This is a genomic window from Niabella aquatica (assembly GCF_054779315.1).
Genome location: NZ_BAAGYM010000011.1, coordinates 1 through 23,430, shown reverse-complemented (window position 1 = coordinate 23,430; position 23,430 = coordinate 1). Strand labels below are relative to the sequence as shown.

General features: G+C 42.6%; 22 protein-coding genes. 14 read left to right on the top strand and 8 right to left on the bottom strand.

What is annotated here, in order from left to right:
- Positions 1-10 precede the first annotated feature (10 nt).
- On the bottom strand, positions 11-367 hold the full coding sequence (locus tag ACYVBM_RS09550; RefSeq protein ID WP_460685424.1) for a YraN family protein: 357 nt from the start codon (positions 365-367) through the stop codon (positions 11-13).
- Positions 368-403: 36 nt separating this feature from the next.
- On the opposite strand from ACYVBM_RS09550, the gene manA reads away from it, so the two are divergent.
- Positions 404-1,609, top strand: a complete 1,206-nt coding sequence (gene manA, locus ACYVBM_RS09545; protein ID WP_460685423.1) for a mannose-6-phosphate isomerase, class I — start codon at positions 404-406, stop codon at positions 1,607-1,609.
- A 2-nt stretch (positions 1,610-1,611) separates the two neighbouring features.
- Here the strand turns inward: manA and ACYVBM_RS09540 are convergent, their stop codons facing one another.
- Positions 1,612-1,938, bottom strand: a complete 327-nt coding sequence (locus ACYVBM_RS09540; RefSeq protein WP_460685422.1) for a hypothetical protein — start codon at positions 1,936-1,938, stop codon at positions 1,612-1,614.
- Positions 1,939-1,961: 23 nt separating this feature from the next.
- The gene (locus ACYVBM_RS09535) at positions 1,962-2,288 is read right to left on the bottom strand and encodes a hypothetical protein (protein WP_460685421.1); all 327 of its coding nucleotides are present in this window, start codon (positions 2,286-2,288) and stop codon (positions 1,962-1,964) included.
- Between the two features lie 97 nt (positions 2,289-2,385).
- On the opposite strand from ACYVBM_RS09535, the gene nth reads away from it, so the two are divergent.
- The 4 genes from nth (at position 2,386) to ACYVBM_RS09515 (ending at position 6,861) form a co-directional block, all read left to right on the top strand.
- Positions 2,386-3,039 carry an endonuclease III gene (gene nth / locus ACYVBM_RS09530; protein ID WP_460685420.1) on the top strand — a complete coding sequence of 218 codons (654 nt, stop codon included), beginning with the start codon at positions 2,386-2,388 and terminating at the stop codon, positions 3,037-3,039.
- A gap of 184 nt (positions 3,040-3,223) precedes the next feature.
- Complete coding sequence (locus tag ACYVBM_RS09525) at positions 3,224-4,015, top strand: N-formylglutamate amidohydrolase (protein ID WP_460685419.1); 792 nt, start codon at positions 3,224-3,226, stop codon at positions 4,013-4,015.
- Positions 4,016-4,017: 2 nt separating this feature from the next.
- Positions 4,018-5,865: a flavohemoglobin expression-modulating QEGLA motif protein gene (locus ACYVBM_RS09520; RefSeq protein ID WP_460685418.1), complete on the top strand. Its 1,848-nt coding sequence runs from the start codon at positions 4,018-4,020 to the stop codon at positions 5,863-5,865.
- Between the two features lie 9 nt (positions 5,866-5,874).
- On the top strand, positions 5,875-6,861 hold the full coding sequence (locus ACYVBM_RS09515) for a glutathione synthetase (protein ID WP_460685417.1): 987 nt from the start codon (positions 5,875-5,877) through the stop codon (positions 6,859-6,861).
- A 5-nt stretch (positions 6,862-6,866) separates the two neighbouring features.
- Here ACYVBM_RS09515 and ACYVBM_RS09510 read toward each other — a convergent pair whose 3' ends face one another.
- The 3 genes from ACYVBM_RS09510 to ACYVBM_RS09500 form a co-directional block, all read right to left on the bottom strand.
- A complete protein-coding gene (locus tag ACYVBM_RS09510; protein ID WP_460685416.1) occupies positions 6,867-7,763 on the bottom strand; it encodes a sucrase ferredoxin in 897 nt (298 codons plus the stop codon).
- A 12-nt stretch (positions 7,764-7,775) separates the two neighbouring features.
- Positions 7,776-8,957, bottom strand: a complete 1,182-nt coding sequence (locus tag ACYVBM_RS09505; protein ID WP_460685415.1) for a cupin domain-containing protein — start codon at positions 8,955-8,957, stop codon at positions 7,776-7,778.
- 96 nt (positions 8,958-9,053) lie between these two features.
- A complete protein-coding gene (locus ACYVBM_RS09500) occupies positions 9,054-9,287 on the bottom strand; it encodes a hypothetical protein (RefSeq protein WP_460685414.1) in 234 nt (77 codons plus the stop codon).
- 151 nt (positions 9,288-9,438) lie between these two features.
- Between ACYVBM_RS09500 and ACYVBM_RS09495 the strand changes: the two genes are divergently transcribed.
- Genes ACYVBM_RS09495 through ACYVBM_RS09485 form a run of 3 tightly spaced genes read left to right on the top strand, consistent with a single transcriptional unit; the run spans position 9,439 to position 13,522 of the window.
- Positions 9,439-9,561, top strand: coding sequence for a hypothetical protein (locus ACYVBM_RS09495; protein ID WP_460685413.1), 123 nt, complete (start codon positions 9,439-9,441; stop codon positions 9,559-9,561).
- Positions 9,558-12,560 carry a glycoside hydrolase domain-containing protein gene (locus ACYVBM_RS09490; RefSeq protein ID WP_460685412.1) on the top strand — a complete coding sequence of 1,001 codons (3,003 nt, stop codon included), beginning with the start codon at positions 9,558-9,560 and terminating at the stop codon, positions 12,558-12,560. Before ACYVBM_RS09495 ends, ACYVBM_RS09490 begins: the two co-directional genes overlap by 4 nt.
- 23 nt (positions 12,561-12,583) lie before the next feature.
- Positions 12,584-13,522 (top strand): sugar phosphate isomerase/epimerase family protein, encoded by a 939-nt coding sequence (locus ACYVBM_RS09485; protein ID WP_460685411.1) that lies wholly within the window; start codon positions 12,584-12,586, stop codon positions 13,520-13,522.
- Positions 13,523-13,807: 285 nt separating this feature from the next.
- On the opposite strand, the gene ACYVBM_RS09480 is transcribed toward ACYVBM_RS09485, so the two are convergent.
- Together ACYVBM_RS09480 and ACYVBM_RS09475 are read right to left on the bottom strand one after the other, a co-directional pair.
- Complete coding sequence (locus ACYVBM_RS09480) at positions 13,808-14,272, bottom strand: DUF983 domain-containing protein (RefSeq protein WP_460685410.1); 465 nt, start codon at positions 14,270-14,272, stop codon at positions 13,808-13,810.
- Positions 14,273-14,282: 10 nt separating this feature from the next.
- Positions 14,283-15,575: a UDP-N-acetylmuramoyl-tripeptide--D-alanyl-D-alanine ligase gene (locus tag ACYVBM_RS09475; RefSeq protein WP_460685409.1), complete on the bottom strand. Its 1,293-nt coding sequence runs from the start codon at positions 15,573-15,575 to the stop codon at positions 14,283-14,285.
- Between the two features lie 70 nt (positions 15,576-15,645).
- On the opposite strand from ACYVBM_RS09475, the gene ispF reads away from it, so the two are divergent.
- From ispF to ACYVBM_RS09445, 6 genes are all read left to right on the top strand, one after another.
- The gene (gene ispF / locus ACYVBM_RS09470; protein ID WP_460685408.1) at positions 15,646-16,134 is read left to right on the top strand and encodes a 2-C-methyl-D-erythritol 2,4-cyclodiphosphate synthase; all 489 of its coding nucleotides are present in this window, start codon (positions 15,646-15,648) and stop codon (positions 16,132-16,134) included.
- A 357-nt stretch (positions 16,135-16,491) separates the two neighbouring features.
- Positions 16,492-16,935 carry a dUTP diphosphatase gene (gene dut, locus ACYVBM_RS09465; protein WP_460685407.1) on the top strand — a complete coding sequence of 148 codons (444 nt, stop codon included), beginning with the start codon at positions 16,492-16,494 and terminating at the stop codon, positions 16,933-16,935.
- Positions 16,936-17,036: 101 nt separating this feature from the next.
- Positions 17,037-17,834, top strand: coding sequence for a DUF4292 domain-containing protein (locus ACYVBM_RS09460; RefSeq protein WP_460685406.1), 798 nt, complete (start codon positions 17,037-17,039; stop codon positions 17,832-17,834).
- Positions 17,835-18,005: 171 nt separating this feature from the next.
- Complete coding sequence (locus ACYVBM_RS09455) at positions 18,006-19,535, top strand: murein hydrolase activator EnvC family protein (protein WP_460685405.1); 1,530 nt, start codon at positions 18,006-18,008, stop codon at positions 19,533-19,535.
- A 9-nt stretch (positions 19,536-19,544) separates the two neighbouring features.
- On the top strand, positions 19,545-20,603 hold the full coding sequence (locus tag ACYVBM_RS09450) for a flavin reductase family protein (RefSeq protein WP_460685404.1): 1,059 nt from the start codon (positions 19,545-19,547) through the stop codon (positions 20,601-20,603).
- Between the two features lie 379 nt (positions 20,604-20,982).
- On the top strand, positions 20,983-23,229 hold the full coding sequence (locus tag ACYVBM_RS09445; protein WP_460685403.1) for a Tex family protein: 2,247 nt from the start codon (positions 20,983-20,985) through the stop codon (positions 23,227-23,229).
- Positions 23,230-23,430 lie beyond the last annotated feature (201 nt).

The following is a 23,430-nucleotide window of genomic DNA, read 5'->3' as shown; positions in this document are numbered from 1 at the left end:
CTAATTAGCTTTACAGGAACACATCTTCCAGCAAAAAATATTCAGGAGGCCCGGCTTTCCGGAAAGTAACGGAAACAATATCATATTGTATCCATTGGTGCCCGGGGTTAAGGAAGAGGTATGCATCAGCTGCATTCTGAAGAAATCGGAATTTCTTTTTTGTTACACTTTCCTCGGGGTGGCCATAAAAAGAAGAACGGCGCGTTTTTACTTCGATAAAGTGTAATTTTTTACCTTTAACGGCGATAATGTCTATTTCATAATGGGCATGGCGCCAGTTACGGCAAATAATAGTATAGCCTTTGGCTTCAAGAAACTTTGCCGCCAGCTGCTCGCCATTTTTACCTAGCTCATTATGACCGGCCATTACTTATCTTTACCTGAATTTACTATAAAAATTGATATGCAACAGTTAGCTCCTTTAAGCGGAAGTATAAAACATTATGATTGGGGTGGTACCTCTTATATCCCCGCCCTGTTACAAATAGAAAATCCCAATATGCAGCCCTATGCCGAGTATTGGCTGGGGGTACATCCGCAGGCCGGTTGTACACTTATACTGGCCAACGGCGAAGAAGTATTGCTAAGAGATTATATAGCGGCCAATAGCGTAAAGGCCCTCGGAGAACAGGTGCTGAAGCGCTTTGGCAATCTGCCTTACCTGCTGAAGGTTTTGGATGTGAAGGATATGCTATCCATACAGGTACATCCTTCTAAAAAGCAGGCCGCGATCGATTTTGAGCAGGAGAACAAAGCAGGTGTTCCGCTTGATGCACCCAACAGGAATTATAAGGATGCCAATCATAAGCCGGAACTGATGGTAGCCCTGAGCGAATTTTACCTGCTGCACGGGTTCAAGCCTGAGGACGAATTATTATCAGTATTCAATAAGGTAAAGGAGCTTAGATCTTTTAAAACCGTTTTTAAAAAGAAAGGCTACGCAGGATTATATAAACTGGCGATGGAAATGCCGCAGGAACAGGTAAATGAATTATTGCAACCATTGCTGAGCCGCATCATCCCGCTATACCAGCAGGGCATGCTGCAAAAGGATGATGAAAACTTTTGGGCAGCAAGGGCCGCTCTTACGTTTGACAGGCCGGGCGTAATTGACCGGGGTATATTTTCTGTTTATTTTTTCAACCTGGTGCGGCTTACAGCCGGGCAGGCTATTTTTCAGGATGCCGGTGTGCCACATGCTTACCTTGAAGGGCAGAACGTAGAAATTATGGCCAGCAGCGATAATGTTTTGCGCGGGGGCCTTACCTCCAAACATATAGATACTATTGAGCTTTTAAAGCATACTAAATGCGAAGCTACCCATCCCAAAATCATAAAGCAGGTAAAAAGTAAATCAAGCCAGTTATATAAAGCTCCGGTAAAGGATTTTACGCTAACCTCCTACCAGCTTAAAAAAGGAGAAAATATTGAGCTGGATATCAATACTGCTGAAATATTTTTATTGATGGAAGGAAAAGTTTCGTTACAGGCAAAAAAAATCAAAGTGGTTTTGGCGCGGCCCGATATTACTGCGGCTGCTTTTGCCGGGGCAAAAGTTACAGTTAAAGCACTGGAGGATGCCTGGCTGTTTAAGGCGGCTGCCAGATAAAATTACTTGGATGTTATGCTCTTGCTGTGATAACGCTCGGGGGTCTGATAATGCGATTTTAAATAGTTATCTTTAAATTCGAATATATCGTCGTATTTATACCAATTATCTCTTATAACAAGCTTTTCGTAAACCAATGTCTCAAACAAAGTACCGTCATCGTCCTGGTAAAAGCTCGTGTTTGCGGGCTTTCCCATGATTTTTATAACTGCTTCCTTGCTCATTCCGGGTCTTATGTTGTCCGATCCGGATGAAGCTAATTTTAAAGAGGAGCAGGAAGTGATAATAAATAAATTAAGAATAAGGAATAAATTAAATAGCCGATACATAAAACTGATTTTTAGTGTTGATATTAATTTTTATTGTCTTCCCCGTACAGATGCTTCTCTCGGCCCTGTTCCAATGAAACCAGTTGCCCGTTTTTGAAGTGAAGTACATTATTAACCTCGAACCAGTTATTTTTCCAGATAGCTTCTTTATAGTAGTAGGCCTCATATAATGAGCTGTCTGTACCATAATAAAAAGTTTGCTTGTAAGGTTTACCCACTATAGAAGTTATTGTATCCTGGCGCATGCCGGGCTTTATGGTATCAATAGTAAATTTACTGGTACGTTGTATGGCACATCCTGCCAGGATACAGCCAATGCCAACAACCAGGAACTGTTTTACTGTTTTCATAAAGAAGGGATTTAAATATCAGACGAGCATTTAATTCTTTAAGTTGTAAGCAACGAATCTGATTTTCAGCATGTACCTTAGCATTTTCTAAATTCGTATGACAAAAAAAGAACGCTATCAGTTCGTAATAGATTATTTCTCGGTGCACATGCCTGATCCTGAAACGGAGCTGGTATATGACAATCCTTACCAGCTATTGGTAGCTGTAATACTATCCGCGCAATGTACCGATAAGCGGGTAAATATGACCACTCCTTTTATATTTGAAAAATATCCTGATGTAGTCAGCCTCAGCAAAGCTTCTGCTGAAGATATTTTTCCCTTAATTAAAAGCATTTCCTACCCTAACAATAAAAGTAAGCACCTGGCCGGAATGGCAAAAAAACTGGTTGAGGATTTTAACGGCAAAATCCCGATGACGGTAAACGAGCTGGTTACCTTACCCGGTGTGGGGCGCAAAACGGCTAATGTAATCACTTCTGTTATAGAAGGGCAGCCTAACATGGCCGTAGATACACATGTAAACAGGGTAAGTAAAAGGATTGGCCTGGTGCCGCAATCTGCAACAACTCCTTTAGCCGTAGAAAAAGAGCTGACTAAAAATATCCCTGTCACTTTAATTTATAAAGCCCATCACTGGTTGATTTTGCATGGCCGCTATATTTGCACGGCACGTAATCCCAAATGCCGGGAATGCGGTTTGCAGCAGGTCTGCCTATGGTTTCAGAAAAATAGAATAGGTTATAAATAAAACGGGAACGCCCATACAAAATGCCAGGAAAATCTTTCATTTTCAGTGAGAAGATTTACTAGCGAAGAGATTATTTACCGGTTTCCCTTTCGCCAGAAACGATAACGAATCGTGGAAAAAATATTTTCAAAAACTGAAGGCACAAGATATCGTCAAATGGCTTGCTTTTTGCCTTTACAAAAGCATGAACAGCCATCCGTTTTTTACGATTGATGATAAAAAAACTCCTGTAATAGCTTTTGCGCTTCATGACGGGCATTTTATTGACGGCAACCTTCGACGCTATCTGCTGCTGGATGAACAGGGCCGTGCCCGTGAAGAAGACCCCTATACCGGCTATATGATTGCAGACCTTCCTGTTAGTAAAGTGGTGGTGCATACTTCTCGCTTTCAGCTTGACCTGAACAGGACAAAAGATAAAGCCGTTTATCTGAAACCGGAAGATGCCTGGGGACTAAATGTATGGAATGACTTGCCATTGCGTGTCATCCGGAAACTCCATAAAGATTATGATTGGTTTTACAAATCTGTTGCTGCATTAATTGAAGCGGCTATAAAAAAACATGGCTGCTTTTTTATTCTTGATGTGCACTCTTATAATCACCTTCGGGAGCATCCTTTTACAGAAGCGGATGTGGAGAGGCACCCCGAAATAAATATGGGCACCGCATACAATAGTAAAAGCCGGAAAGAGCTATGCGACCGTTTCACCGGTTTTTTTGCTGAATCGCGTGTCCTGGGCCATAAAATAGATGCCCGGCAGAATGTTATTTTTAAGGGAGGTGCCTTTGCCCGATGGGTCATTGCAAACTATGGAAGTTATGGTGCTGTATGCTCCATTGAGTTTAAAAAAACATTCATGAATGAATGGACCGGCATTGCTGATATACCATATATTAACAGGCTGAAGCAGCTGCTTGAATTATCGGTAAGCTTTTTGTATAAAGAAATAAACAACAAAAATACAGAGATATAATAATGACGCAAGCCGGCCTGAAAATATTGAACAGGTTAGAGGATAAGCTGAAAAAAGCAGAGCCTGTGCATATGAGTTTGCCGGGTAATGGTATTTTAAAAATAGAAAAACCGGTTCCTTTTTTACTGATCTATAGACTGAATGGAAATAAGGATCATTTTCCTAACCGTTTGTGTAAAACAGAATCGGCTTATCTTATTGCTGAAGACAGTGCCGACGGCTTACTACAGCAGATTATCCGGCTGGTGGCCCGTATATTTTTTGATAAATTCAAAGGTTTTCTTTTAGTAGAGGCCTGGCAGATGCTGCCGGTATATCAGGCACCATTTACTATACATATCAGCCAGAAAAGTGCTGTTGCTACTGCGCGCAAATTAGATGAAGAGCTTAACAAAATGCTTATACCCTTATGGAGCAAAACATCTGTATTAAAAAAACAGGAAGCGCCTGTAGCGCCACCGGGAGCAAAGGCTTTACTGAACAAGGAGCAGCTGGAGAAAGAAGGTGTTACCCTGGTAGGTATATCCATTGCGCCAGTTTATATAAATGAGGCTACCGGTAAAGTATACCCTTTGTTCCTGCGCGAATTAAGGGCGGGCTATAGCAGGGCTTTGCGTAAAAGCTTTTTTGAATTTATCAGGTTACAAACAACTTTTAGTGCCTCACACTTTCAAATGCTGGGTGCTACGATCATTGACAACAAAGCAAAAGAAATAGACAGGGAGCTTGCCGCTTATAGCAAGTTGTTCGACTTTTTAATGCTGGTAACGCCTGTTAATGTAAAAGAAGCATGGGAAGACTTTAAACAGGCAGACTATTCAAAAGATCCGGTATTCCATTACAGGCCTATGCCGGTAGATCCCGAGATCATTAAACGCAAGATATATAACCTGCCTGTTGAAGATATTACCGATCCTACCATTGCATTCCTGTTCCGGGATAAACGGAAAGAGATCGATCGAATGTTAAATATGATGCAGGAGCGGGGAAAGCATGATTTTATGCTAAGCAGTCTGCAATTGTTTGGCCCGGTAAGCGAACAGTTGTTGGACATAGCCAGGGCGCTGCTGGTGGCTATAAATGTGTTCAGCGAACCGGTGAGGGAACCAGAGCGACTGAATGCCGCTGCGTTCGCAATGCTTGCCCGAAAGGAGTTGAAATGGCTGCGTACCCAGGACAAAAACATTTCAACCAATATTCGTATTGCCGATGATGTGGAAGGAGTACTGGTATCAAAAGGGGTACTATATATTAATTCGGGCTTCGGGGTATCAAAAAAAAGGGCGCAGTCCTTGTTGCAGCACGAAGTAGGAACACATGTGGTAACTTATTATAACGGAAAAGCACAGCCGCTTGAACTGTTTTCCATTGGCGTTCCGGGATACGAAGAGTTACAGGAAGGACTGGCCGTGTTAGCCGAATATCTTACCGGTGGGCTTACGGGCAGCCGTATAAGAACACTTGCTGCCCGGGTGCTTGCTACGCATGAAATGGTTAGCGGCAAATCTTTTGTAGAAACCTTCAACCTGCTTACAGATAAATATGCTTTTGCACCTCATTCCGCGTTTAATATTTGCATGAGGGTGTACAGGGGAGGAGGGCTTACAAAAGACGCGGTATACCTGAAGGGGTTTCTAAACATTATCAGCTATATTAAAAAGGGCAAAGACCTGAAACATTTACTGATCGGCAAAATACGGGAAGACTATTTACCTGTGGTACAGGAACTGGTACACAGGAATATTTTATTTAAAGCTCCTGTAACTCCCCGGTTTTTAACTGAACCTTTTAAAGAAAAGCTGGATGAGATTAAAAAAGATGGGAATATCTTTAAAATGATCCAACATTAAAACAACTATATGCGAATAGCTTTTGTTATTAACGATTATGATAGGGAAGCCCCCGGTTTTACCACTACCCGCCTGGCATTGCAGGCATTGCAGATGGGGCATGAAGTCTATTACATAGCTGTAGAAGACTTTAGCTATACTGCCTCCGGCCAAATGGGTGCCCATGCCAAAAAAGCACCGGAAAAAATGTTCAGAAGCCCTAAAATATTTATGGAGGCTGTTTTTAAAGCAGAGAAAAAACTTATAGAGTCGAAAGACCTGGACGTAATGATGCTGCGAAATGATCCTTCTATCGATCTTGAAGAAAGGCCCTGGGCGCAATATGCAGGAATTGTATTTGGCCAGCTGGCAAAAAAGAACGGCGTGCTGGTGTTGAACAACCCCGATACACTGGCAAAAGCTGCCAACAAGATGTATTTTCAATACTTTCCAGAAAGTGTACGCCCCGAAACTATTATAACAAGAAATATTGCAGAAATAAAAGACTTCTATGCGGCACATAAAAAGAACATTATCTTAAAGCCTTTGCAAGGTTCTGGCGGGAAGAATGTTTTTCTGGTAAACGAAAGGAATCAGAACTTTAACCAGATTGTTGATGCCATAGGCCGGGATGGTTATATTGTAGTGCAGGAGTACCTGCCTAAAGCCAGTAAGGGCGATATCCGTTTGTTCTTATTAAATGGGAAGCCGATTGAGATTGATGGAAAAATAGCTGCTATACATCGTTCGCAGGCAAGTGGCGACATACGCAGTAATCTGCACCAGGGAGGAACTGTTTCGCCGGCTAAAATAACTAAAAAGGTTCTTGATATTGTGGACGCCGTAAGCTATAAGCTGATTAAAGAAGGTATGTTTTTAGTTGGGCTTGATATTGTAGGGGATAAGTTGATGGAAGTAAATGTATTCAGCCCCGGCGGTATGGGGCACGCCTGCCGGTTAAGTAATATCAATTATTTTGAAGAAGTAATAAAAGCGATTGAACAGGAGCTGGAATAGTAGCATCAAACCACTTCTAATGCTGTCAGTTCAAATTTTGACAGGTCTTCCGGCTTTTTGGATTTGCAGGTAAGCAGGTGCGGATACGGCACCCGAACCCGCAGGAGTTCCATTATGTAATGACCATTGTTACTGGTAGTCACATCTACTTTATATATATCTCCTTCATGATGCAGTAAACGCGTATGGATCTCAAAATCTATATCGTAATTCTGCAGATATTCGCGCAGGTGGCATTCAATAGCCTGCTCGTAAAAAGAACGGCGCGATAGGCCACGAAATTTATTTTTATAGATTTTCCGCAAAAGTGTTCTTACCATAATGTGGCCTACATCTTCGACGGCTACATGGCCATAATAAATGCCGAAAGGCATCGCTACTACATTGGCGGCAAAGCGGTCGCCCCCTACGTGCGAGCATTCCCATACATTTACATCAGAATTGAATGACTCAAAAAATTTATATACGGGAAATCCAAATTTAGCGCAGCATTTATCTTTTTTCCCGTTGGTGCAAACCACGAAAAAAGGATCTGTTTGCCATGCTGTTCGCGGGTCTGCAATGTGGTCGGCTAATTGAATGGAAGGAAGATTTTCTGTAGCTGTTTCTATGGTAAAATAGCGGCAGGCAGTACAGTCAACAAAAGATATTTTACAGTTCTTAAAATTTGTTTTTTTGTTCCTGATGAGCAGCACCTTGCCTTTATATGATTGGGCAAGCAACTGAATTTCGCGCAGCCATTCTTTATTAAAATGAGCTTCTTTTACTTTTTCTGGAAAAGGATTGAAATGTTCCAGCAGAATAAACACTCCTGAATTAGCTGCTGTGCCACTCAATTGCTCCTTAAAATACCTCGAAGCCGTGCTGCAAAAAAATATTTCCTTGTTAATATTATGATCCAAATAATGCTGTTTTTATAGTTCTTCAATATAAACAACACTTTCTCTTATAAGTTGAATAGCCAGCTCTTTTGCTGTATCGGCTGGTGCAGGCAGATCTTTTAAAATAAATTTTTTGTTGGTGAAAATGAAATCCAATGCAGGTTTTGCAGTATCCGGAAACCGGATCGACTTACCAAAGAACTGTAACTCATAGCCGTCCTCCTTTTTAGCAAAGAGGTAAATAACTCCATCATTCAGTGCCAGCCGGGTGCCCGCAGAAATTTTATTTGCCTCGCGAATGCTTTCAAAATAATGATGTACCGGCTGCGGCTGCGCTGTCCTGTAACTTTTATTCAGTCTTTCAATTCCTTTATCAAAATCGAGCGCTGAAAGTTGTTGTTTAAGCGCTTCTGTCTTTTCTTTTATTATAGAAGAAAGGTCTTCTTTCCAGAAAGGAACCGCTTCCCTGAACGTTTTGAACTCTTCCAGCTGCGGAAAAATTTCATTAAAATATCTTGCCCATGTAAAAGATAAAATACCAATAGTGATATGCGATGAAATACCATCATCGGCTATAGCATCATGCACATAGCCGCGGGGCACATAAAGAAAGTCGCCGGGGTATAGCTGAATAGTTTGGATAGGTTCTTTTTCATACCCTTTGCTTACAAAAGCCTGGTTTTTGGTAGGCAGCTCTTTTTCAAATCCATATAAATGCCATGTTTTAGTACCTGAGATCTGCAGAACAAAAACGTCGTGAGTGTCCCAATGCGGGTTAAAGCCCTGCGATTTATCGGGCGTAATATATAAATTGGCCTGCACAGGCGAATTGAACTTTTGTGAGAGTTCGAGGCAGCAGTGGGAAAGGTTATTGAAATATCTCTGGCCCGCCTGTATCACAAAGGTTGCGCCGTTATTAAACAGGGCAAATGCTTTATCTGTATTAATAATACCATCTTTGCGGTGATGGCCGATAGGCGTACTTTTAAGAGTGTACTCCGCATGAGGTATTTCTTTCCCGTTTTTCACGATCCTTACCGAAGGATAAAAAATATCCTGCCGGTCCAGATAATCGGAAATTTCTTTTGAGGTTAGGATGTTTTTATAATAGGTTTCGTCATTTCTTTTGATATGCAGGATATCTTTTTCGTGATACTGGTCAAAAAAATCTTCAACAGAACAGGGCGCTACAATATTTTTAAAAAAATTATTCATGATCGGTTATTATGAGGGATGCAAAATGCAAAAAAAGCCGCAGAAAATAAATGTTTACTGCGGCTTTTTAAAGTTTTTGTTTAAATAGCAGGAAGATCAGGCCCCGGTTCCATCGCCATCGGCACCACCATCCCCGTCAGCGCCACCATCGCCATCGGCGCCTCCATCTCCGTCAGCACCACCATCACCATCGGCGCCATCTCCACCATCGGCACCACCATCTCCATCGCCGTCACCGTCTCCATCGTAGGCACCGGCAGTTCCTGAAAGATCGTCTAATCTTGTTACCTGTAGTTCATCCTGGGGAAAATTGATATTAGTTGTTTCCATAAAAAATTCTTTGAAGTTAAAAAAAGCTTTGTTTTCATTTCTAAAGTAAACAATCTTTTTGACTTACAAAAATCAAAAAAATACATGGAGATTTCTTGACAAATGATTAACAAATATTATTCAGTTTCGCAACAATCAATAATTTTAGCGAATGAAACATTCAGTTTCGCGCCTGCCCGATTTTTACCTGGCTATCCTTGATAGACTTAAAGAAAGGAGGTGCCTGCCTGTGACGGGATGTATAACCCTGGCTAAAATAAATTTATACGAATGAAATATTCTTTTTTTATCCTGTTCGCATTGTTTTGTGTGGTCGCTCATGCGCAGCCAATAAAATATACCAGCGGTGGCAGTCAGTGGAATGCTGATTCATTGGGAAATCATCGTTTTGTATTTCATCTTAGCCCTCAGGAGTTTGCAAAGAACAGCCATGTGTCTCATGTAATTATTCCCTGGCGCCGGCATGATGACGAGCCTGCCGGCAAACAGGTGATGGTTATTGCTGAAAAAGGCACACTGCCTGTTAAAAATGTTAAAGTATTACAGGCAGATAATGAATCAGGAAATATATTATTTGAGCCAGCTGCAGGGCCGGGTACCTACTATGCCTACTATATGCCCTACAAAAAAGAAGGTCGCCCGAACTATCCCACGAGTGTGTATTTGAAACCTGCAGCAACTGCAGATGCCGCCTGGATCAAACAAACCATGTTACGAAAGGCAGTTGGAGCAGCGGATATAAAAGCATACGAATCTATCGATGCTTTTAATAGTTTTTACCCGATGGAAATCATTGCAACAAAAGATGAGACCCAAAAGTTGATTAAAGCTTCGGGCCGTAATGATTATATAGTATTTCCGGAAGATCGTATGCATCCAATAAGAATGGCAGACTATCTGCCCGAAAGATGGGTGCGGCAGGGTATCAGGCATAGCTTTATTGATACAGCTGCAAAAGGAGCATATCTGGCATTTCAACTGGGTGTTTATGCTTTACAGGATATAAAGAATGCACGGGTGAAATTTTCGGACCTGAGAACTACAGGCGGAAATATAATTCGGGCAAAAGATATTCACTGTATCAATACAGGTGGTGTGGATTATAAAGGCTTTCCAATGATAAGAACCGTAAATGTTTCTTCAGGAACCATACAGCCTATGTGGTGTGCAGTAGATGTGCCTGTACACGCACCCGCAGGAGCCTATAAGGGCAGGGCAACGGTGCAGGTAGAAGGGGGAGCTCCGCAAACGATTGTGCTGACTATTGTTGTAAAAAATAAAACGGTTAGCGATGGCGGCATAAGCGAGCCTCAAAAGCAAACCCGGTTGAAATGGCTCAATTCTGCACTGGCTCAGGATAATACCGTAATAGCGCCTTACACACCGTTACAGGTTACTGATAACTCAGTAGCTATTTTAGGCAGAAAAGTGCTGATTAATAAAGATGGTTTCCCTGCGCAGATACAAAGTTTTTTTAAGCCAGAAATGACAGCAACAGATACAATCCCCAATAATCTGCTGATTGAACCGGTTCACTTCCATTTTATAGAAAGCAGCTCTAAAAAAGACGTTCAATGGAAAAGCAGCGGGGTAAGGTTTTTACGAAAAGATGCGGGTACGGCTCAATGGCAGGCTGTAAATACATCTGCGGCTATGGAGATGAAAGTAGATGCAACGCTGGAGTTTGATGGCTTTCTTTCTTACACGGTAAAGCTTACAGCTTTGAAGGACGTAGCCTTTAACAATATTAACTTTCATATTCCTGTAACGCCGGGACTGGCCCAATATTTTATGGGACTTGGCCAAAAAGGAGGGAACCGTCCCGATTCCGTTTTATGGAAATGGGATGTGGCCAACAAAAACCAGGATGGAGGATGGATCGGAAGTGTAAATGCCGGGCTGCAATTTTCTCTTCGCGATGAACATTATGTACGCCCGCTAAATACTAATTTTTATTTGCAGAAGCCCCTGCTGCTGCCTGCTTCATGGGGAAATAACGGTAGAGGGGGTATTGATGTCTTTAAAAAGGGAAGTTCTGTTTTAATAAATGCTTATAATGGGGCGCGCAGCATGAAGAAAGGCGATACGCTGTATTATAATTTTAACCTGCTGATTACGCCGTTTCATACCATCAATACAGATTTCCAGTGGCAAACCCGATTTTTTCATAAATACGGCCCGCTCAATAGTATTAAGGCTACTGGCGCTACGGTGGTGAACATTCATCATGCTACCCCTATCAATCCGTATATTAATTACCCTTTCATTGAATGGAGGAAAATGAAGGCATATATCGATAGTGCCCATGCTTTGGGATTAAAAGTGAAAATATATAATACGGTGCGCGAACTGTCGGATAAGGCTTATGAAACATTTCCGCTGAGGAGCCTGGGTCATGAAATTTATTCACCGGGGCCGGGCGGTGGGTTTAGCTGGCTGCAGGAGCATATCGGTAAGGATTATATAGCTGCCTGGTTTGTGCCGGAGATAAAAGATGCAGCTATTGTGAACAGTGGTATGAGCCGCTGGCACAACTATTATGTAGAAGGGATGAACTGGCTGGTGAACAATGTGGGTATTGATGGTATTTATTTAGATGACGTGGCGTTTGACAGGATCACAATGAAGCGTATTAAGCGTGTGCTCACACAAGATGGCCATTCTGGAATGATCGATCTGCATTCAGCTAATCAGTTCAATAAAAATGACGGGTTTAATAACAGCGCCAATCTGTATATGGAGCATTTTCCTTACCTGGACCGATTATGGTTTGGTGAATATTTTGATTATGAGCAGAACGGCCCTGATTTTTACCTGACTGAAGTAAGCGGGATTCCTTTTGGGCTGATGGGAGAAATGCTGCAGGATGGAGGAAACGCCTGGAGGGGCCTGTTATACGGTATGACCAGCCGTATGCCCTGGAGTAATAATGCAGACCCCCGCCCCATATGGAAAGTATGGGATGATTTTGGAATAAAAGGCAGCGAAATGATAGGGTACTGGGTACCTCGCTGCCCGGTTAAGACCGGTAATGAAAAGGTACTGGCGACGGTTTATAAAAAACCGGGCGCTGCATTGATATCAATTGCAAGTTGGGCTGATAGCAATGTAAATATTAAACTGGATATTAATTGGAGCGGGTTGGGGATAAACCCTTCAAAAGTGACTATTATAGCGCCGGCTATTGATAATTTTCAGCCGGCTAAAACGTTCATGGCCGGAGAAGAGATTCCGGTAGAAAAAAATAAAGGCTGGTTATTAATCATTAAATAAATTTAATATCTAAACGTATAATAATGAAAAGAAAAATGTTTTTAAGACAGATGTCTGTTTTTGCGGCAGGTGCCGGCATATTACCTGCTTTCGGTAAAGAGGTGCTTTCTGTTAATACGGCCAAACCATTTTTTGAGATATCGCTTGCCCAGTGGTCTTTGCATAAAGCGCTCTTTGCCAAAGAAATGGACAACCTCGATTTTCCGGGAGTAGCTAAAAGGGAATTCGGTATCAGCATCGTAGAGTATGTCAATTCTTTCTTTAAGGATAAAGCAGAAGATACAAAGTATTTAAATGAGCTGCTAAAGCGCTGTAAAGACAACGGTGTAAAAAATCACCTGATCATGTGTGACGGGGAAGGCGAGCTGGGTGATCTGGACGATAGGAAAAGAGTGCAGGCTGTAGAAAATCATTACAAATGGGTAAATGCGGCAAAACACCTGGGGTGTAGAACGATACGGGTAAATGCGGCAGGCAACGGAAGCCGGGAAGATGTGGCTAAAGCCGCGATAGACGGACTTTCCCGTTTGGGAGCCTATGCCGCAAAAGAAGAGATCAATGTAATTGTGGAAAACCATGGAGGCTATTCCTCCGATGGCAGCTGGCTGAGCGGAGTAATGAGGAGCGTGAATAGGCCCAACGTAGGCACTTTACCTGACTTCGGTAATTTTTGTGTAAAACGTGATGCAAAAGACTGGAAGATATGTGTTGATGAATATGATCGTTATAAGGGAACTCAGGAACTCATGCCTTATGCAAAAGGAGTAAGCGCCAAATCTTATGATTTTGATGAAAAAGGTAATTGTGTTGAAACCGATTATTATAAGATAATGAAGATTGTAAAGGAGTCTGGGTTTAAAGGGTATGTGGGTATCGAATATGAAGGCAGTCAACTGCCCGAAAAAGAGGGCATTCTTAAAACAAAGGCCTTGCTGGAACGCCTGCAAAAACAATTAAAGTGATGAACGGTACCTTAGTTCACCGGGCGGCAGATGATAGATGACAATGTTCATAATTGATGGTTGTGGTTCATAGTTCGCGGCTTCGCGTTGTGAGTTGCACCTGGATGCAATCCTTCTTCGCTTTGCCGAATTTGTAGTTCCATAGTCGTATTCTATACCTTCAAAATGAGGACATCCAGAAGGTCAGGATTTATGGCTCAGCGCTATGAACCATTAACTATGAACTATATACATCACTATTCACTACTTCCTGCTCACTATTCACTAACTGTTTCCTTTGTAATCTTACCAGTTATTTCCCTGATCCTTATTAATCCTTTCTGATACATCACTGGGCCCTGTTTGATGCCAGTAAGGGTCATACTTTACAAACCACGAAAGCCAGAGGCTGCGTGATAAACGCATAAGCCAGGGCTGCAAGCCGGCAAGCAGCACTGCATTAAAAATGATCCAGTAAAAAACGCGGTTATCGTTCAATGAAAATCCTATAATAACCCACCAGGCAATAAAGCTGGCCACACTCATGGCTATGGCAAGCATATAGCTCACATAGCTGGTACCATAATAAAAACCTACTTCTATTTCGGTTGGCTGTCCGCATACAGGGCAGCTTTTGTTCATTTTGGTGATCTCTTTAAAATTCAGGCTAAGCGGTTTTTCAAAGAGTTTCCCTTCGCGGCAACGGGGGCAATAAAGCCCCAATACTCCGCTCAGATAGCTTCTTTTTGCTTTTCTATGATCATGTTCCATTTTGATATGCTTATTTTGTGATTGCTGTAAGTATTTTTTCCATCAGCGAGCTGCGGCTGCCTTTTATCAGGAAATAGCTGTGTTCAAAATTTTGCTGACCGGCCCATGCTGCTGCGGCTGCTGAATCATCAAAATAGATAAATCCATTCCTGAACGGCAGGAAAGGTTTGCCTACGAGCACTACTTTATCCCAGTTGTTTTGTGTGATTTGCTTAATAAGTGCCTGATGTTCTGCTTCACTTTCAGTTCCCATCTCAGCCATTGCTCCCAGCATCAGCACTTTTTTACCGGCATCTATCTTTGAAAAATTCTCGATGGCCAGCTTCATACTGCTGGGGTTGGCATTGTAGGCGTCCAGTATGATTTTGTTGGTTCCGTTTTCTATTAACTGCGACCGGCTGTTGGATGGCCTGTAGTTTTCAATAGCTGTTTTAATGTTGTTGATGCTTACACCAAATTCGTTGCCCACAGCAACTGCAGCCAGCACATTGGGTAAATTATACGCGCCAACTAATTGGGTTTGTATTGAAGTTGCTGTTCCGTTAATATCAATACCTGCTTCCAATAAGGTACCGCTACTTTCTATTTTGCCGGTAATATTTGCGTTGGAGTGGCCATAGGTCACTATTTTCCTGATACCCAGGCTCATCGTTTGCAGATAATCATAATCTTTCATAATGAAGGCCGTTCCATCGCGCCGTGTTCTTAAATAATCAAACAGCTCACCCTTTCCTTTCCTGATACCTTCAATGCTTCCAAAGCCTTCCAGGTGTGCTTTACCACAATTGGTAATCAGGCCATGTGTAGGTGCTGCTATTTGACAGTAGCTCTCAATTTCATGCAGATGGTTGGCTCCCATTTCTACCACAGCTATTTCAGCATCTTTCTTTATTTTAAGAAGGGTAAGCGGGATGCCTATATGGTTGTTCAGATTTCCCTCGGTAGTATAAACCGTATATTTTTCGCTTAATACCGCATGGATCAATTCTTTGGTCGTTGTTTTTCCATTGCTTCCTGTAATAGCGATAAAAGGAATGGAAAACTGATCCCGATGGTGATGAGCTAATTGCTGCAAAGCGCTCAAAACATTAGTTACCAAAATAGTTTTGCCCGGGATCTCAAATTCCTTTTCGTCAATTACTGCATATACTGCGCCAGCTTCCAGCGCGTTTTTAGCGAAAGCGTTACCATTGAAATGTGGCCCTTTGAGTGCAAAAAAAATATCTCCGGCCTGCAGCTTCCTGGTATCTGTTTGCACATGGGGATATTGTAAATAAACCCGGTAAAGCTCATCGATGTTCATAGCTGCAAAAATAGCTAAACCTTGCCGTTTAAAATATTTTGGGCTTATCTTTAGACGCAAATTGTTTACTATGAGTTTCAGAATTGGCAGTGGTATTGATTTTCATCAGTTGGTGGAAGGCCGTGATCTGTGGATTGGAGGCGTATTAATTCCGCATACAAAAGGAGCGCTGGGACATAGCGATGCGGATGTTTTATTACATGCGATCTGTGATGCCTTGCTGGGAGCGCTGGCTTTGGGCGATATTGGCCTCCATTTTCCCAATACCGACGAAAAGTACCGGAATATTGACAGCAAAATTTTATTAAAGCATTGCGTAGATCTTGTGAAAGACAAAGGGTATGATATTGTGAATATTGATTCTAGTCTTACCTTGCAGGAACCGAAAATAAAACCCTATGTTACCTCAATGCAGGAAGTTATTGCAGCTCTTTGCAGTATTACAACTGGTGATGTATCGGTAAAAGCCACTACAACAGAGCACATGGGTTTTGTAGGCAGGGAGGAAGGCCTGGTGGCGTACGCTACGGTTTTATTAAGGAAAGCCCCGGTTTCTTAAACCGTACATGCTGGTTTCCGGATGGATTGCCGCACCAGTGGTTTTGTTGGCCTTATGCTTCAATTAAACATCTGCTGTCCGGATATTCCTATTTCCGATTAGCCATTCATCTTTATGAATGTTGACCGATGCAGCAATCAGTTCAACTTATCATTGGCGAATTTGCCGGCTCATGATGTTGCTTCAGGTACCTGTATTCAGCGCTGCCATAAAACATACAGATATAAGGCATAGCGCCTTCTTTTTTATAAAAGAAAACAGTTTTTATTGCTGTTAGCCTTACGCAACATTTTGTTAAATATCCTCCCTGTTCAAAACAGTGTTTGCCTTTAGCTTCAACAGGCTATCTTTGCCCCTATGGCACAACTGGAAGTTAAAATTGTAAGTCAATCGCAGCACACTTTACCATCTTACGCCACCTCGGGTGCATCCGGAATGGATTTAAGAGCGTCTATTAAAGAAAACATAGTATTACAACCACTGGAGAGGACATTGGTGTCCACCGGTTTATTCATTGAATTACCTGAGGGGTTCGAGGCCCAGATCAGGCCGCGCAGCGGACTCGCGATTAAACAGGGTTTAACCTGCCTTAATACACCTGGCACCATTGATGCGGATTACAGGGGAGAAATAAAAGTTATTTTAATTAACTTATCCAATGAGCCTCAAACTATCCAGAACGGTGACCGTATTGCTCAAATGGTCATCCAAAAGGTGGAACTCATTACCTGGGTGCCTGTTGATACACTTGCGGAAACGGATCGTGCAGCAGGAGGGTTTGGTCATACAGGAAAGCAATAAAAATAGAAAAACAGAAAACTGGAAAGTGGGTATCCGTATCCCGGAACCTGAGAAAGCGGGATGACCGGAACGAACAGGATTAGGGAAATAAATTATAGAGAATGAAGTTACAATTAAATATGAAAAAAATATTATTTATAGCTGTAGTAGCAGTGCTTGCGTCATGCAGCGCCAGTAAAAAAACGGTAAAACGGCCTCCGGTTGTTGACACTACATCGGCACTGGACAAGGAAGAAGAAACTGCAGCATCTGTACTTTCTAAAATGAATTATATTGATTTTAAAACTTTTTCGGGGAAGGTAGATGTGGATTTTGATGATGGAAAGGGTAACGGCAAAAGTGTAAATGCTAAACTGGTAATAAAAAAAGATGAAGCCATCTGGCTGTCTGCCGGTCTTTTAGGATTTGAGGGGGTGCGCGCATTAATTACAAAAGATTCTGTGAAGATCCTGAATAAGCTGCAAAAAGAGTATATAGCCACCAGCCTTGCCTATCTGCAGGATAAAATAGGCCTGCCGGTGGATTTTGCCACCTTGCAGAACCTGTTGATCGGGAATGTAGTATTCGTAAATAAAGACAATGCCAGCCTTACCAAAGAAGGAACTGATTATCTAGTTACTTCCCAGGATGCCAACTTCAAAAACCTGCTCACTGTTTTAATGCCCGGATATCTGCCTTCGGTAAGTAGGTTGAGTGATGTAGATCCCTCCACGAACAGGAGTGCGCAGCTGGCGTATAGCAATTACACAAGCGTAGCCGGGCGTAATTTTTCTACCCGCAGGGATATTAACGTAAGCTATAAAACCAATATTACCATAAAACTTAATTTTAGATCATATGAGTTTGACGGGCAGGTAAGCACTCCTTTTTCGGTACCATCAGGATATACTCAAAAATAACACGCAGGCTACAATATGATATACCAGGCTTTAGTACAACTGTCGCTCAATAGTTATCAGGCTGCATTTTCTCACCGGAGAAAGCATTCTGACGCCTGCTCCTGCCTCAATAACCCGTCCGTCAGTACGCATTATATGCTTCGGCTTTCCACCACAAGCCTACATTACCCGATGCAGTTAGCAGTTTCACTATTGCTGGTTTTGTTGCTTGCGGCACCCGCCGTATCGGCCCAAAAAACCAGCGACAAAACAGCAATGGAGGAGGAACGCAGAAAGCTGCAGTTAGAGCTCAGGCAAATACAGGAGGCTTATGATGCTGTAAAAGGACAAAGTTCCAACAACCTGCACCAATTGGCTGCACTCAATAAAAAAATAGAAGTCCAGGAAAAATATATTAATAATATAGGGAAGGAGATCAGGCTGATAGATGATGATATTTATTACAGCGCTATAGAAATAAAGCGCCTCAAGAGCCAGATGGATACACTAAAAGCCCATTATGCCCGAACAGTGGTGTATGCCTATAAAAACCGGAGCAATTATGACTATCTTAATTTTATATTTTCTGCCAACAGTTTTAACGATGCGGTAAAGCGCGTAGCGTATTTAAAAAGCTATCGTGGTTACCGGGAAAAGCAGATGGATGATATTATTAAAACACGCAATCTTATAGACAAGCGGTATTCGCAACAGGTGGCCAGCAAAGAGCATAAAAAAGGAGCCCTGGTGTCCCGGACCAATGAATACAATGTGCTGGAACAGCAGAAGACAGAGAAGGACTCGGTGGCAAAAGTATTGCTGTCGCAGGCAGGTTCTTTACAAAAACAGATCGCGAAAAAACAGCAGGAAGATAAACAGCTTAAGGCCGGTATTGCTGCTGTGGTAAGGCAGGAGATTGCAGAAGCTAAAAAAATAGCACAGGAAGAAGCCAGGCAGCGGGCAGCAGCAGAGGCTAAGGCCCGGCAGGAAGCATGGGCCCGTGAGAGGGAAATGGAAGCAGAAAAAGCGCTGGCAGGTGCAAAAGCCGTTATACCTTCTGCAGCGCCTGCATCACCGGCAGAAGAACCAGCGACGACTGTTGCCCCACCATCCAGGGAGCTGAAATTTGACCCGGTAGGAGCGGGCAAAACAGGTGCTGTACGTAATGTGCCGGCTTCTAATAACACTATTGTCGCTAATACAGATCCTATTGCTATTGCGAAAAACAGGCAACCACCTCCTCCGGCAGTTGTAGTATCTAATAAGCCTCCTGAAGGTGGTTACCTGAATTATAAGGCAGATGATATTGCGTTGAACAGCGACTTTTCCCAAAACCGGGGCAAATTACCTTCGCCTGTAGAAGGGGTGATTACCTTAGGTTTTGGCCGTTATAAAATCGAAGGAGTAGGTCCCGATATTGTAGGTGATAACCCGGGCGTAACCTATACCGCACAGGTAGGGGCGGCTGTGAGAGCGGTATTTAATGGAGAAGTGGTGAGTGTATCAAGGGTGGGCAGCACTTCTTTTGTTGTGTTAAGACATGGGAAGTATTTTACAGCATATAGTAATCTTGCATCCGTTAACGTGAGCAAGGGTACGGCTGTCGCCCGCGGACAAACGATCGGTACCGTTGCGGCCGATGAGGAAACCGGCAGCGGCAAGCTCGATTTTATTTTAATGATCGAAGAGCGTAATATAGATCCCAGGGCCTGGCTGAGATAATAACTTTTAATGTATCTTCCTGCAATGGATGCCAGTATTATCAGGAGGGTGGAAGTGACGGACATAAGCACAGAAGCTGCCGATGCCCGCACCTTAATATTAAAGCCTTTAGACGACTGGCAGCCGCGTTATCGGTCGGGCCAGTTCATTACATTCGTCTTTTATACAAAAAATGGAGAGCAGCGTCGCTCTTATTCCATCACTTCAACGCCCGCTGCCGGAGAACCCTTATCTGTTACAGTAAAAAAACTGGATAACGGCGAGTTTTCCCGGTGGTTGGTTTATAAAACAAAACCGGGCGATATATTATACACATCCGGTATTAGTGGTTTTTTTGTCCTTCCCGAAAAAACAAGAGAAAAAATATTTTGCTTTCTTGCTGCCGGAAGTGGTATTACACCCTGCTTTTCTATGATTAAAACCCTTTTGCTTACCACGGAGCAGAAGATATTCCTGTTTTACAGCAACCGGAACGAATCGGAGGCCATTTTTCTTGAAGCGCTAAAACGCTTAAAGAATTTATACAGCCATAGGTTCCATATCCATTTTATGTATAGTTACAAGCTGGACGTATATCAAAGCCGGCTCAGTCACTGGTTGTTAACTCATCTTATGGATAAAAACTTTAGCGGCATAGACAAGAGCAATATCCTGTTTTATATTTGCGGCCCGTTTGATTATATGCTGATGGCCACGATCTCGTTACGGAACAATGGTATTAATAATACACAGATATTTAAAGAAGATTTTAACCCTTTGCCGCCTGAAAGATTGCCCGTGCCTCCAGATACAAACCCGCATTGGGTTACATTGCATGTGGGCAGCAAAGTATATTCGGTTCAGGTCCAATATCCTAAAAGTATTACAGCATCGGCTAAAGCAGGGCAAATTGCCGTTCCTTATAGCTGCGAAGCAGGCCGTTGCGGAAGTTGTGTGGCTACCTGCATTTCCGGTACCATCTGGATGGCTTATAACGAGGTGCTGACCGATGAGGAAATTGCGAAAGGCCGGGTACTTACCTGCCAGGGCTTCCCGGTGGGCGGGGATGCAGAAATTGTGTATGAATAAGTTATTTCGATGCTGAATACAGGTTACAGGTTTCAAGTTACTGGTTACAGTCTGAGGTCTAAGTACTAACATCTAATGTCTTGAATAACACAAATTTTGAACTTGGAACCTGAAACTTTTAACTCTATGAGCATTGATTGTTGAACATTGAGTATTGAGTGTTCGGGTATTCTATACAGCAAGCGCGAAATATTCAATAATCAATTTTCAATAAATCAATATTCAAGAGTCTACACAATCTAGAAACCAGCATCCAGTAACCTGAAACTAGGAACCTGCAACCAATATGGGGAAAACTGCTTTCAAAAAATATTTTTTTGTTTTTTACAGGCTGTTACATTTGCATCCCGGTAAAATTACCGGAACTTAAAATTTAAAGATGGATCTAAAATATATACAGCAAATAGCTACCGATTTATCGCTGCCTTTAAAAAATGTAACCAATGTGCTACAATTACACGAAGAGGGAGCTACTATCCCGTTTATCAGCCGGTACCGGAAAGAAGCTACCGGTAATATGGATGAGGTACAGGTAGGAAATGTAATAGATAAAATTAAGTACTACGATGAGTTGATCAAGCGCAAAGAGACGGTGGTGAAAACTATAGAAGCTGCTGGTAAGCTTACGCCCGAATTAAAGCTCCGTATCGAGAACTGTATTGCTGCAACGGAGCTGGAAGATATTTACCTGCCCTATAAGCCCAAACGCAAAACCAGGGCCACTGTGGCTATCGAAAAAGGATTAGAACCTTTGGCACAATTAATTTTTGCCCAGGATAAAAATATTTCGGAAGAAACGGCTACCGGCTTTATCAATGAGCAGGTAAAAGATAAAGCAGAAGCGTTACAGGGCGCAAGAGACATTATTGCTGAATGGATATCAGAAAGCGAACAGGCCAGGATGCTGGTGCGATCTATGTTCCAGGAAAATGCCGCTATTGCCGCTCGTGTGCTTACTACAAAAAAGGAAACAGAAGAAGCACAGAAATACCGGGATTATTTTGATTTTAAAGAACCTTTGACCGATTGTCCTTCGCACCGGTTGCTGGCTATTCGCCGTGGAGAAAAAGAGGGTTTTTTAATTATGGATATTTCTATAGAAAAGGATTCCGCTATTGGGGAGCTTAAAAAAGAGTTTGTAAAATCTTCTAGTGAAGCAGGTCGCGAGGTGGCTTTGGCAACAGAAGATGCGTACAGCCGCTTACTGAAACCGGCGATTGAAACAGAGTTCCGGATGAGCAGCAAAACTGCTGCGGATGAAGAGGCGATCCGTGTTTTTGCAGAGAACCTGCGCCAGTTATTACTGGCTTCGCCTTTGGGAAGTAAACGAGTACTGGCCATTGATCCGGGCTTCAGAACCGGTTGTAAAGTGGTTTGCCTGGATGAAAACGGGACTTTCTTAAAATACTCAACAATATATCCTCATGCACCGCAAAATGAGTGGGATGGTGCTATTGCCACGATCAAAAACCTGGTGGCTACATATAATATCGAAGCTATTGGTTATGGTAACGGTACTGCCAGCAAGGAAACGGAGAAGCTGGTCCGGGGCATAGATTTTGGCAAACCTCTTTCCATATTTATGGTAAATGAAAGCGGAGCCTCTATTTATTCTGCAAGCGAGGTAGCACGTGAAGAATTTCCTGACGAAGATGTTACCGTGCGCGGCGCTATCAGTATCGGACGCCGTTTATTAGATCCTTTAAGTGAATTGGTAAAGATCGATGCCAAGAGCATTGGCGTGGGGCAGTATCAGCATGATGTAAATCAGAACCGGCTGAAAGATAGCCTGGATAATGTAGTGCAAAGCTGTGTGAATTATGTTGGTGTTGATGTAAATACGGCCAGCAAACATTTGCTGGCTTATGTATCGGGCCTCACCGCTACAACGGCCAAGAATATTGTTGAGTATCGCAATAAAAACGGAAGATTTACATCGCGCGGCGAATTGCTGAAAGTATCTATGCTTGGACCTAAAGCTTATGAGCAATGTGCGGGCTTTTTGCGGATACCAAACGCAGAGAACCCACTGGATAATTCTGCAGTGCACCCGGAAAGCTATGGTATCGTGGAAGAGATGGCCAAGAAGCTGAGTTGCACCGTAAGCGATATCATTGCAAAACCCGATGTTCGAAAACAAATCAATGCCAGGGATTTTATCAGTGAAACTGCGGGAGTGTATACTGTAGAAGATATTTTGAAGGAGCTGGAAAAGCCCGGGCGGGATCCGAGAGATACTATTGAGGAGTTCCGCTTTGCAGAAGGATTGACAACCATGAATGATCTGAAGCCGGGAATGAACGTGCCGGGTATTATTACCAATATTACCAATTTTGGCGCTTTTGTGGATGTAGGTGTAAAGCAGGATGGCCTGGTGCATGTTTCTCATTTAGCGAATAAATATGTGAGCGACCCTAATGAAGTGGTAAAGCTGAACCAGAAAGTGATGGTAACCGTGCTGGAGGTAGATGCTGGCCGCAAACGTATTGCGCTAAGCATGAAAGATGAAAATAAAACGGAACAAAGACCCCGGACTAATACGCCTAAGGGCACTACCGTAACCCATAAACCAAAGAACAGCTTCCAGTCGAGCCTGGATGCACTGAGAAAGAAATTTGATCAATAACCTGGTCTGACCGTCCGGGTCTGACCAGCATTAGAGCTGTCTTTGAAGAAAATCAAGAGAACTAGAACCGCAGATTTTAGCGGCCAGTTCCTTGTTGCATAGGGTGTTCCCGAAAATTAAAAGATAGTCATTGTACGATTATTTTCGTACATTAAGAGAGGGTGTCAAATTCATCATTTGTTTGTTGGGTGAGTATTTTTA